Below are 11,049 nucleotides of genomic sequence, written 5' to 3' on the forward strand. Positions count from 1 at the left end.
GGACAGGATCGGCCGCTTCGTGGCGGCGCCCGCAGCGGCGGCGCCCGCACCCGCCCGCACCCGCCCGCACCCGCCCCGCCCGGCGGGGCACCCGTACGGGCCAACAGGACGCGCGGTCGTCCGCCCGCGGGGCTGCAATGGACGGGTGACCGCGCCTCCGGACGACTGCCTCGCGCGCAATGAGTGGATCTGCGGCGCCTATCTGTCCAGCCGGCGCGAGATCCTCTGGGACGCGACGCTTCAGCACCTTCAACTCACGGTCGTGTCAGTGGTGTTGGGGCTGCTGGTGGCCGTTCCGCTGGCGATCGCGGCGCGCCGCTGGCGGTGGGCGTCCGCGCCCGTCCTCGGGGTGACGACGGTGCTCTACACCATCCCCTCGCTGGCGATGTTCTCGCTGCTGCTGCCGGTGTACGGGCTCTCCGCGTCCCTCGTGATCGCCGGGCTCGTGCTGTACTCGCTCACCCTGCTCGTACGCAACCTCCTCGCCGGGCTGCGCGCGGTCCCCGAGGAGACCCGGCAGGCCGCCCGCGGCATGGGCTACGGGCCGGTCCGCCTGCTGCTCGGTGTCGAGCTCCCGCTCGCCCTGCCCGCCGCCATGGCCGGACTCCGCATCGCCACCGTCTCCGCCGTCTCCCTCGTCACGGTGGGCGCGATCGTCGGCTACGGCGGACTCGGCAACCTCATCTACACCGGGATGAACACCTACTTCAAGGCGCAGGTCCTCACCGCCTCCGTGCTGTGCGTGATCATCGCCGTCGCCGCCGACCTGATCCTGCTCGGCGTGCAACGCCTGCTGACCCCCTGGACGCGCGTATGAACACCCTCACCGCCGCCTGGGACTGGCTCGCCAGCGCCGCGCACTGGAACGGCGAGGACGGCATCTGGAGCCGCCTCGGCGAGCACCTCTTCCTCACCGTCGTCTGCCTGCTGCTGAGCTGCCTGATCGCCCTCCCCGTCGCCCTGGTGCTCGGCCACCTCGGCAAGGGCGGGGCGCTCGCCATCAACATCTCCAACGTCGGCCGGGCCGTGCCCACCTTCGCCGTGCTGGTCCTGCTGCTGCTCACTCCGCTCGGTACGAAGGGCGAGTGGCCGACGATCATCGCGCTGGTGCTGTTCGCCGTACCGCCGCTGCTGACCAATGCGTACGTCGGGATGCGCGGCGTCGACCAGGACACCGTGCGGGCGGCCCGGGGGATGGGCATGACCGGGCGGCAGTTGCTGTTCCACGTGGAACTTCCGCTCGCCCTGCCGCTGATCCTGACCGGTGTACGGATCGCCGCCGTCCAGCTCGTGGCGACGGCGACGCTCGCCGCGCTCGCGGGCGGCGGTGGCCTCGGCCGCATCATCACCGCGGGCTTCAACCTCGCCAGTACGCCGCAAGTGGTCGCGGGCGCCGTTCTGGTCGCCGTCTTCGCCCTGCTGGTGGAAGGCCTCTTCGAAGTGGCGCAGCGGCTGGCTCCGCCATGGGCGAGGGGGCAGGCGGGATGAACCGGCTCCGTTGCGTCGCCGCAGCCCTGCTCCTCGCCGTCACCGCCTGCACGACGGGGCCCTCCCTGGAGGACCGGGGCGAGATCGGCGCCGAGCCCGGCGACAGCCAGGACCTGCACATCGGGTCGGCGGGCTTCACCGAGAGCGACCTGCTCGCCCAGATGTACGCCCTGCTCCTGGAGCATGCCGGATACAGCACCACCGTCCTGTCCGTCACCAACAGGGAGCTGTACGAACCCGCCCTGGAGAGCGGCCAGATCGATGTCGTACCGGAGTACGCGGCCACCTTCGCGGACTGGCTCAACGCGAAGGCCCACGGTGCGGACGCCGCCCCCGTCGGCTCGCCCGATCTCGCCGCCACCATGAAGGCGCTGCGGAAGCTGGCCGTGCCGCGCGGGCTCACCGTCCTCGACGCGGGCCGCGCCGTCGACCAGAACGCCTTCGCCGTCACCGCCGCGTATGCGAAGCAGCACCGGCTCAGGACGCTCAGCGACCTCGGAAGGTCCGGGCTGCCCGTGCGGCTGGCGGCCGGTGACGAGTGTGTGCAGCGCCCGTACTGCGCGCCCGGCCTGAAGAAGACGTACGGCATCGACATCACCGGCGTCGACCCCAAGGGCGTCGGCACCACCCCCGCCAAGCAGGCCGTCCAGACCGGCCAGGACCAGATGGTGCTCACCACGACCACCGACGCCACCCTCGACGCGTTCGGCCTGGTCCTGCTGGCCGACGACAAACACCTCCAGAACGCCGACTACATCGTGCCCGTGGTGAACAGGGCGCGGGCGGGGTCGGAGCGCGTCATCAAGGCGCTGGGCAGGCTCAACACCGTACTGACGACCCGGGACCTGGCCGATCTCAACCGGCAGGTGGACAGCTGGCGTCGGCTGCCGCAGGACGTGGCGCGGGCCTACCTGGAGTCCAAGCGGCTGATCTGAAGGAGCCGTTCCGCGTCCTCCAGGGCCAGCCGGGCCGCCAGGATCCGGTCCCGGACGCCGAACGCGTCGAGCGGATCGGAGTCCTGCACGGTCTTCTCGTGCGCCGGTTCCCCGGCCTCGGCCTTCTTCTCGGAGCCGTCCGCGTCGCGGGCCTGCTCAAGGGAGTTGATGACGACGCCGATCAGCAGGTTCACCAGCAGGAACGAGCTGAGGAGCACGTACGAGCCGTAGTAGGCCAGCGACCAAGGGGAGATGAGCATCCCGGCGTGCACGGCGTCGCCCAGCCCGTCGAGCGACATCAGGATGAAGAGGGTGACCACCGCCCGGCCGAGTGATCCGTAGTGCTCGGGGTCGGCGGCGGCGAAGCACAGCCAGCCCACCATCGCGTACACGTACAGCAGCAGCGTGCCCACCATGACGAAACTGGCCGTGCCCGGCAGGCACTTGCCCAGCGCCGTCACGATCACCCGCAGTTGCGGCAGAAAGCGTGCGGTGCGCAGTACCCGGAAGAGCCGCAGCAGCCGCAGCAGGGTGGTGTTGTCTCCGGTGACGGGCAGGAACGCGAACAGGACGACGGCGGTGTCGAAGACGTTCCACGGACTGCGGAAGAAGTCCCCGGGCCGGTCGGCGTGGGCGGCGGCCCGCAGTACGACCTCCCCGGTGAACACCGCCAGGAAGCAGTGCTCCAGCAGCGACAACTGCTCCTGCCAGCGCGCCGCGAGCCCCGCGTAGGTCTCCACGCCCAGCAGTACGGCATTGGCGGTGATGGCGGTCATCACCAGGACCGAGAACCACGTCGCGGAGACCAGGCGGTCGGCCCTCTTCGCCAGCGCCTGCCGTCGGCCCGTGCGCAGGGCGGTGGAGAGGGGGATTCCGCGATGCATATTGGTCATGAGGTCGAGTCCACCCGGCATGGTGTTGTGCGGCGAGTAAGGCGAAGGTCGCCCGCAGCCCTATCCGGGAACCACACGGCTCACACCGGACTCAGCAGTTCTCACCGCTGGGGCGGACGACGTGTACACCTGTGCGAACGGCGCCCGTTTCGGACGAGCGGCCCCGTGCGTCCACGACGCCCCGCGGTCCGACGCCTGCGGTCGGACGTCCCGCGATCCGACGTCCCGCGATCCGGCTGCCCGCGTCCGGGCTGCCCGCGTCCGGGCTCCCCGCGTTCCTGCGCCTCGTCGTTCCGGCTTCCCGCGTCTACGCGTCCGCGATCGAATCGAACTGGACCTCGTCGCGCTGGAGCCCCTGCACGTCGGCGTCCACCGAGCGCCGCAGCGCCTCGTGCAGCTTCACCGGAGTCAGTACGCCGACCAGGCGCGCCCCGTCGAGGACCGCCACCCACCCCGCGTCCCACTGGAGCATCTCGCTGAACGCGTGCTTCAGGGGCGTTCCCACCGGCACCCATGCGTCCATCCGGCGTGCCAGATCCCCCACGGTGCCCTCCGAGCCCGCGAGGGCGAGGTCCTCGGTGGACACCCAGCCGTGAAGTTCGCCGCGCTCGTTCAGCACGACGGCCCAGCGGGCCCCCTCCGCCCGCAGCCGGGCCGCCGCCGGGGCGACCGGCTCGTCCAGGCGGGCGCGCGGCGGGTCCTCCAGGTCGTCCGGTTCGACGGCGGTGACCGACAGCCTCTTGAGGCCGCGGTCAGCGCCCACGAACTGTGCCACGTAGGGCGTGGCCGGGGCGCCCAGCACCGCGGCGGGTGTGTCGAACTGCTCGATGCGGCCCTGCCCGTACACCGCGATCCGGTCACCCATCCGCACCGCTTCCTCGATGTCGTGGGTGACCAGCAGGACCGTCTTGCGGACGGTCGCCTGGAGGCTGAGGAACTCGTCCTGGAGCCGCTCGCGGACCACCGGGTCGACCGCGCCGAAGGGTTCGTCCATCAGCAGGACGGGCGGGTCGGCGGCCAGGGCGCGGGCGACGCCGACGCGCTGGCGCTGGCCGCCGGAGAGCTGCTCCGGGTAGCGGGAGCCGTACACGGCAGGGTCGAGGCCCACCAGGTCGAGGAGCTCGGCGCCGCGCGCGCGTGCCTTCTCCTTCTTCCAGCCGGTCAGGAAGGGGACGGTGGCGGTGTTGTCCAGGACCGTGCGGTGCGGGAAGAGGCCGACCTGCTGGATGACGTAGCCGATGCGGCGGCGCAACTGCACCGGGTCGATGCGGGAGATGTCCTCGCCGTCCATCAGGATCCGGCCCGAGGTCGGTTCGATCAGCCGGTTCACCATCATCATGGTGGTCGTCTTGCCGCAGCCGGACGGGCCCACCAGCGTGACCAGTTCGCCCTCCGCGACCTCGAAGGACAGGCCGTCGACGGCCGTGGTGCCGTCCGGATACACCTTGCTGACCTGCTCGAACCGGATCATGTACGCACGCTAGGCGTGCCGGGGACGCGGCGCACACGGACCGGGACTGTCCGAGTGGGACCGGAACACGCACCGCAAGCGGGAGGGTCCGGAACGGCACCCCACAAGGGTGTGCTGAACTGATCGCCAACGATCGGACCAGGAGAAAACAGGAGCAAGAGTGACCAGTTACCGCCAGCCCGGTACCGTCCTCACCGACCACCGTTTCACCGTGCCCCTCGACCACACGGACCCCTCCGGTGAACAGATCGAGCTGTACGGGCGCGAGGTGGTGGCCTCGGACCGGGCGGCCGGCGATCTCCCCTGGCTCGTCTACCTGGAGGGCGGCCCCGGCTTCGGCGCCCGCCGCTTCGTGGGACGCCAGGCCTGGCTCGGCCGGGCCCTCCAGGAATTCCGGGTGCTCCTGCTCGACCAGCGCGGCACCGGCCTCTCCAGCCCGGTCAACCGGCAGACCCTGCCACTGCGCGGCGGCCCCCGCGAGCAGGCCGACTACCTCGCCCACTTCCGCGCCGACTCCATCGTCGGGGACTGCGAGCGCATCCGGCCGCTGCTGACCGGCGGAGCGCCCTGGACGGTGCTGGGCCAGAGCTTCGGCGGATTCTGCGCCACCCACTACCTGTCCACCGCTCCCGAGGGACTGCAGACCGTACTCATCACCGGCGGGCTGCCGTCCCTGCACGCGGGTGCGGCCGACGTCTACCGGGCGGCGTTCCCGCGCATTGCCCGCAAGACCGCCGCGCACTACGTCCGCTACCCGCAGGACGTCCAGCGGGCCAGGGACATCGCCGCCCACCTCACCGAGCACAGGACCGTCACGCCGAACGGCTACACGCTCACCCCCGAGGCGTTCCAGTCCCTCGGCATCGCCCTCGGCGGCGGCGACGGCACGCACCAGCTCCACCACCTCCTGGAGAACGCCTTCGTGCGGACGCCGCAGGGCCCCGCCCTCTCCGACGTCTTCCTGGAATCCGCGCAGTCCGCGCTGTCCTTCGCGGGCCACCCGCTGTACGCCCTGCTGCACGAGTCCATCTACGGCCAGGGCGCGGAGCCCACCGCATGGGGCGCCGAGCGGGCCCGTGGCGAGTTCCCGCACTTCGACGCGGCGAAGGCCCTCGCAGGAAGCGGCCCGCTGCCGTTCACCGGGGAGAGCATCCACCCCTGGCACTTCGACGTCGACCCCGCGCTGCGCCCGCTGCGCGAGACCGCCGAGCTCCTCGCCGCCCGCACCGACTGGGCACCGCTGTACGACCCGGCCCGTCTCGCCGCCAACGAGGTGCCCGTCGCCGCCGCCGTCTACCACGACGACATGTACGTCGACACCGCCCACTCCCTGGAGACCGCCAGGTCCGTCCGAGGCCTGCGGACCTGGGTCACCGACGAGTACGAGCACGACGGGCTGCGCGCGAGCGGCCCGCGGGTGCTGGACCGGCTGCTGGCCCTGGCCCGCGGCGAGGTCTGAGGGCCTTCGCCGGACCGTCCGAAATGAGCCTGCGGCCAGGGGGTGTTGCCGCTGTTGACGCCTATCCTGCGCATATGACCATAGACATGACGTTCCATCAGCTGCTGCCCATGCCGGGCGACTGGCAGCGCGCCCTCGCCGTCGTCGCGCACCCGGACGACCTGGAGTACGGATGCGCGGCGGCGGTCGCCGCATGGACCGACGCGGGGCGCGACGTCACGTATGTGCTCGCCAGCCGCGGCGAGGCCGGTATCGACACCCTCGAACCGGCCAAGTGCGGCCCGCTGCGCGAGAAGGAGCAGCGGGCCAGTGCGGCCGTCGTCGGCGTGCGGGAGGTCGAGTTCCTCGACCACCGTGACGGGGTGATCGAGTACGGCACGGCGCTGCGCAGGGACATCGCGGCGGCGATCCGCAGGCACCGGCCCGAACTGGTCATCACCCTCAACCACCGCGACACCTGGGGCACCGGGGGCGGCGCCTTCTGGAACACCCCCGACCACGTCGCCGTCGGCCGCGCCACCCTGGACGCGGCGGGCGACGCCGGAAACCGGTGGATCTTCCCCGAGCTGACGGAGCAGGGGCTCCGGCCCTGGGACGGAGTGCGCTGGGTGGCCGTCGCGGGCACCGCATCGGCCACCCACGCCGTCGACGCCCGGCCGGGTCTGGAGCGCTCGGTGCTGTCCCTGCTCGAACACCGGGCGTACATCGAGGCGTTGACCGACGAGGACCCCGAGCAGTACTGCCGCCGTTTCCTCACGGACAACGTGCACGCGGTGGCCCAGCGCTTCGGCGGCATCCCGGCCGTGGCCTTCGAGGTGTTCGGCCGCTGAGAGGACGCTCCCGTGCCGGTCGCCGTTCTCCGGTACGGGAATCGAGCGCGGCGGGGGCCGGGGAGCGGGGGGTGTGCCATGTCCCGTACCTCTCTCGTCACCGGTGCCTCTCCGGTATCGGCAGCACCTCACGACGCAGGTCACCGGCCGCCGGCAACCGGCCGCCCCTGCCCGCGCGGCAGCCCCGTTCCAGGACGGAGCTGCCGCGCTTCGTCGTACCTGGGGCATCCGATAAGCCTGCGCGCGGGGGCCCGCGTACCGATGCCCGCGTACCGATGCCCGCGCGCCCCGGGTGGGCCCGGCCCTTCCCGCTGAGGCAAGCGACCGCTTAGTATGTGCGTGCACGGTACTGCCGACGACAGCGCGTGGAGGCCCTTGATGCAGGCATGGCGAGTGCACGAGAACGGTGAGCCCGGCGAGGTGATGCGCCTCGAAGAGGTCGACCGCCCGGTCCCCGCCGACGGGCAGCTGCTGCTCAAGGTGCGTGCCGCGAACATCAACTTCCCCGATGCGCTGCTGTGCCGCGGCGAGTACCAGGTCCGCCCGCCACTGCCCTTCACCCCGGGCGTCGAGATCTGCGGCGAGACCGAGGACGGGCGCCGCGTCATCGCCAACCCGGCGCTGCCGCACGGCGGTTTCGCCGAGTACGTCGTCGCGGACGCGGCGGCGGTACTGCCCGCCCCCGACTCCCTCGACGACGCGGAAGCCGCCGCCCTGCACATCGGCTACCAGACGGGGTGGTTCGGCCTGCACCGGCGCGCACACCTCCGGGCGGGGGAGACCCTCCTGGTGCACGCCGCTGCGGGCGGCGTCGGCAGCGCCGCCGTCCAGCTCGGCAAAGCGGCGGGCGCCAAGGTCATCGGCGTCGTCGGCGGCCCCGAAAAGGCAGCAGTCGCCGGGAAGTTGGGCTGCGACCTCGTCATCGACCGGCACAGTGAGAACGTCATCGGTGCGGTGAAGGAATTCACCGGCGGGCGCGGCGCGGACGTCGTCTACGACCCGGTCGGCGGCGACGCGTACACCCAGTCCACCAAGTGCGTCGCCTTCGAGGGCCGCATCGTCGTGGTCGGCTTTGCCAGCGGCACGATCCCGGCACCCGCGCTCAACCACGCCCTGGTGAAGAACTACGCGATCCTCGGCCTGCACTGGGGTCTGTACGCAGCCAAGGACCCGGCATCCATCGCGAAGTGCCACGCCGAGCTGACCCGGCTCGCCGCGGAGGGTGCGATCAAGCCGCTCGTCAGCGAACGCGTCCCCTTCAAGGACGCCGCCGGCGCCGTCCAGCGCGTCGCCGACGGACGCAGCACCGGCCGCATCGCCGTCATCCCGGAAGGGGCCTCCCGATGACCACCGCCGCCGAACTCCGGACCCGTACGCAGGAATTGATCGCGGCCAACCCGCCGGCGACCACGGACCGCACCGACTTCCTCAAGGCCCGCTTCGACGCCGGTCTCGCCTGGGTGCACTACCCCGTCGGCCTCGGCGGACTCGACGCGCCGCGCGACCTCCAGGCCGTCGTGGACGCCGAGCTCCAAGCGGCCGGTGCGCCCGACAACGACCCCCGCCGCATCGGCATCGGCCTGGGCATGGCCGCGCCGACGATCCTGAAATACGGCACCGACGCGCAGAAGCAGCGGCTGCTGCGCCCGCTGTGGGTCGGCGAAGAGGTGTGGTGCCAGCTCTTCAGCGAGCCGGGAGCGGGCTCCGACCTCGCCGCCCTCGGTACCCGGGCCGTGCGCGAAGGCGACGGCTGGGTGGTCAACGGGCAGAAGGTCTGGACGTCCAGCGCGCACCTTGCCCGCTGGGCGATCCTCGTCACCCGTACCGACCCCGACCAGCCGAAACACCGCGGCATGACGTACTTCGTGTGCGACATGAGCGACCCGGGCGTGGAGGTGCGCCCGCTGCGCCAGATCACCGGCGAGGCCGAGTTCAACGAGGTCTTCCTCAGCGACGTCCGGATTCCGGACGCGATGCGCCTCGGTGAAGTGGGGGAGGGGTGGAAGGTCGCCCAGACCACGCTGATGAACGAACGCGTCTCCATCGGCGGCGCCCGCATCCCCCGCGAGGGCGGCATGATCGGCCCCGTCGCCAGGACCTGGCGCGAGCGGCCCGAGCTGCGCACCCACCCCCTGCACCAGCGGCTCCTGGAGCTGTGGGTGGAGGCCGAGGTGGCCAGGCTCACCGGAGAGCGGCTGCGTCAGCAGCTCGTCGCGGGCAGGCCGGGCCCCGAGGGCTCCGGCATGAAGCTCGCCTTCGCCCGCCTCAACCAGGAGATCAGCGGCCTGGAGGTCGAACTGCGTGGCGAGGAGGGTCTGTTGTACGACGACTGGACCATGCGCCGCCCCGAACTCGTCGACTTCACCGGACGCGACGCGGGGTACCGCTATCTGCGCTCCAAGGGCAACTCCATCGAGGGCGGCACCTCCGAGGTGCTGCTCAACATCGTCGCGGAACGCGTCCTCGGCCTGCCCTCCGAGCCCCGCACCGACAAGGACGTCGCCTGGAAGGACCTCGCCCGATGAATCCGAAGGACTCGAAGGACCCGGTGGCCCCGACGGCCGGGCCGCACAGGCCCGACCTGCTGTACTCCGAGGCGGAGGTGGACCTCCGGGCCGCCGTACGGGGCCTGCTCGCCGACCGCAGCGACCCGGCGCAGGTGGTCGTCCGGGCGGAGGAGGGCGTGCCGTACGACTCCGGGCTGTGGAAGGCGCTCGCCGCCGACATGGGCGTCGCCGGGCTGCTCGTGCCGGAAGAGCTGGGCGGGCAGGGCGCCTCGCACCGCGAAGCCGCGGTCGTACTGGAGGAGCTGGGGCGGGGCATCGTCCCCGCGCCCTACCTCACCAGCTCCGTCGTGGCGACCGAGGTACTGCTGGCCTGTGACACCAAGAACGCCGAAGTGGCCTCGCTGCTGGGCGAGCTGGCGTCGGGGCGGCGGACGGCAGCCCTGGTGTCCCGGTTCTCCTCGGGGCCCGACGACTTCCGGCCCCGGCCGGGGCTCGACGGGCTGCTCCCGGGGGTGGCGGACGCCGCGACGGCCGATGTGCTCCTGGTGGCGACCACCGGGGGTCTGTACGCCGTCGAGAAGCCGGGGGACGGCGTGGGAGTCCGGCCGCAGATCCCGCTCGACCTCACCCGCCCGCTTGCCGAGGTCACCCTCGACGGCGCGGCCGGCACGCTGCTCGCCGACGCGGAGACCGGGCTCGCCGCCGTACGCCAGGGCCTTCTCGCCGGAGCCGGACTCCTCGCGTCCGAGCAGCTCGGCCTCGCCGAATGGTGTTTGGAGGAGACCGTCAGGTACACGAAGGAGCGCCACCAGTTCAACCGCCCCGTCGGCTCCTTCCAGGCGCTCAAGCACCGCATGGCGCAGCTGTGGCTGGAGGTCGTCTCCGCGCGCGCCGCCGCCCGCAACGCCGCCGACGCACTGGCTGCGGGCAGTCCCGAAGCGCCCCTCGCGGTGGCCGTCGCGCAGGCGTACTGCGGGAAGGTCGCGGTGCACGCCGCAGAGGAGTGCGTACAGCTCCACGGCGGGATCGGGATGACCTGGGAGCACCCGGCGCACCTGTATCTGAAGCGTGCCAAGGCGGATTCGATCGGGCTCGGGACCTCGGGAAGGCACCGGGAGGCGGTGGGGCGGCTGGTCGGGCTGCCGGCGCCGGAATGAGGCTGTGACCTGCGGCGCTCCCCCTTCTCCGCAAGGGGTGGGGGAGCGCGCACCCTTTTACGTGCTGTTTAATTGCATGTTGTTTGCAATAACAGTTGATCTCTCAGAGGGGTGTGGGCGCCATGACGGCCCGAAGGATACGGACGGTGGCCGCCGCGACGGTGGCCGCGACCCTGGCCATCACCGCTGCGGCGTGTTCCAAGCCCGGCGGCTCCGACGCCGGATCCTCCGGCTCCGGTGCCAAGGACTCGGCGGTCGTCGGCATCGCCTACGAACCGGAATCCCTCAGCCCGCTCCTCGGGTACGGCA

The 11,049-nt window shown here is 71.9% G+C and carries 10 protein-coding genes and 1 pseudogene; 9 read left to right on the forward strand and 2 right to left on the reverse strand.

Annotation, left to right across the window (positions count from 1 at the left end; genetic code table 11):
• The first annotated feature begins 145 nt into the window (after positions 1 to 145).
• Genes ACWGIG_RS31280 through ACWGIG_RS31290 form a run of 3 tightly spaced genes read left to right on the forward strand, consistent with a single transcriptional unit; the run spans position 146 to position 2,423 of the window.
• The gene (locus ACWGIG_RS31280; protein WP_453325067.1) at positions 146 to 817 is read left to right on the forward strand and encodes an ABC transporter permease; all 672 of its coding nucleotides are present in this window, start codon (positions 146 to 148) and stop codon (positions 815 to 817) included.
• Positions 814 to 1,488 carry an ABC transporter permease gene (locus ACWGIG_RS31285; RefSeq protein ID WP_453325058.1) on the forward strand — a complete coding sequence of 225 codons (675 nt, stop codon included), beginning with the start codon at positions 814 to 816 and terminating at the stop codon, positions 1,486 to 1,488. Before ACWGIG_RS31280 ends, ACWGIG_RS31285 begins: the two co-directional genes overlap by 4 nt.
• On the forward strand, positions 1,485 to 2,423 hold the full coding sequence (locus ACWGIG_RS31290; protein WP_453325059.1) for an ABC transporter substrate-binding protein: 939 nt from the start codon (positions 1,485 to 1,487) through the stop codon (positions 2,421 to 2,423). Before ACWGIG_RS31285 ends, ACWGIG_RS31290 begins: the two co-directional genes overlap by 4 nt.
• On the opposite strand, the gene ACWGIG_RS31295 is transcribed toward ACWGIG_RS31290, so the two are convergent.
• Positions 2,396 to 3,316, reverse strand: a complete 921-nt coding sequence (locus ACWGIG_RS31295; protein WP_453325060.1) for an ion transporter — start codon at positions 3,314 to 3,316, stop codon at positions 2,396 to 2,398. The two genes, ACWGIG_RS31290 and ACWGIG_RS31295, sit on opposite strands and share 28 nt — an antisense overlap.
• Positions 3,317 to 3,623: 307 nt before the next feature.
• Positions 3,624 to 4,787, reverse strand: a complete 1,164-nt coding sequence (locus ACWGIG_RS31300) for an ABC transporter ATP-binding protein (RefSeq protein ID WP_453325061.1) — start codon at positions 4,785 to 4,787, stop codon at positions 3,624 to 3,626.
• Between the two features lie 160 nt (positions 4,788 to 4,947).
• Between ACWGIG_RS31300 and ACWGIG_RS31305 the strand changes: the two genes are divergently transcribed.
• From ACWGIG_RS31305 to ACWGIG_RS31330, 6 genes and pseudogenes are all read left to right on the forward strand, one after another.
• Positions 4,948 to 6,246: an alpha/beta fold hydrolase gene (locus ACWGIG_RS31305; RefSeq protein ID WP_453325062.1), complete on the forward strand. Its 1,299-nt coding sequence runs from the start codon at positions 4,948 to 4,950 to the stop codon at positions 6,244 to 6,246.
• An 86-nt stretch (positions 6,247 to 6,332) separates the two neighbouring features.
• The gene (locus ACWGIG_RS31310; protein ID WP_453325063.1) at positions 6,333 to 7,076 is read left to right on the forward strand and encodes a PIG-L deacetylase family protein; all 744 of its coding nucleotides are present in this window, start codon (positions 6,333 to 6,335) and stop codon (positions 7,074 to 7,076) included.
• A gap of 378 nt (positions 7,077 to 7,454) precedes the next feature.
• Positions 7,455 to 8,423: an NADPH:quinone oxidoreductase family protein gene (locus ACWGIG_RS31315; protein ID WP_453325064.1), complete on the forward strand. Its 969-nt coding sequence runs from the start codon at positions 7,455 to 7,457 to the stop codon at positions 8,421 to 8,423.
• Positions 8,420 to 9,601, forward strand: coding sequence for an acyl-CoA dehydrogenase family protein (locus ACWGIG_RS31320; RefSeq protein ID WP_453325065.1), 1,182 nt, complete (start codon positions 8,420 to 8,422; stop codon positions 9,599 to 9,601). The genes ACWGIG_RS31315 and ACWGIG_RS31320 overlap by 4 nt, the downstream gene beginning before the upstream one ends.
• Positions 9,598 to 10,740 carry an acyl-CoA dehydrogenase family protein gene (locus tag ACWGIG_RS31325; RefSeq protein ID WP_453325066.1) on the forward strand — a complete coding sequence of 381 codons (1,143 nt, stop codon included), beginning with the start codon at positions 9,598 to 9,600 and terminating at the stop codon, positions 10,738 to 10,740. Before ACWGIG_RS31320 ends, ACWGIG_RS31325 begins: the two co-directional genes overlap by 4 nt.
• Positions 10,741 to 10,862: 122 nt before the next feature.
• Positions 10,863 to 11,049, forward strand: a pseudogene (locus ACWGIG_RS31330) (ABC transporter substrate-binding protein); the annotation flags it as partial.

The organism is Streptomyces sp. NPDC054863 (assembly GCF_053610825.1).

Excerpts from the sequence above, each read along its gene's own strand:
- ACWGIG_RS31320 (WP_453325065.1), top strand. The coding sequence starts at position 8,420 with ATGACCACCGCCGCCGAACTCCGGACCCGTACGCAGGAATTGATCGCG.
- ACWGIG_RS31300 (WP_453325061.1), bottom strand. The coding sequence starts at position 4,787 with ATGATCCGGTTCGAGCAGGTCAGCAAGGTGTATCCGGACGGCACCACG.
- ACWGIG_RS31310 (WP_453325063.1), top strand. The coding sequence starts at position 6,333 with ATGACGTTCCATCAGCTGCTGCCCATGCCGGGCGACTGGCAGCGCGCC.
- ACWGIG_RS31290 (WP_453325059.1), top strand. The coding sequence starts at position 1,485 with ATGAACCGGCTCCGTTGCGTCGCCGCAGCCCTGCTCCTCGCCGTCACC.
- ACWGIG_RS31325 (WP_453325066.1), top strand. The coding sequence starts at position 9,598 with ATGAATCCGAAGGACTCGAAGGACCCGGTGGCCCCGACGGCCGGGCCG.
- ACWGIG_RS31295 (WP_453325060.1), bottom strand. The coding sequence starts at position 3,316 with ATGACCAATATGCATCGCGGAATCCCCCTCTCCACCGCCCTGCGCACG.
- ACWGIG_RS31315 (WP_453325064.1), top strand. The coding sequence starts at position 7,455 with ATGCAGGCATGGCGAGTGCACGAGAACGGTGAGCCCGGCGAGGTGATG.
- ACWGIG_RS31285 (WP_453325058.1), top strand. The coding sequence starts at position 814 with ATGAACACCCTCACCGCCGCCTGGGACTGGCTCGCCAGCGCCGCGCAC.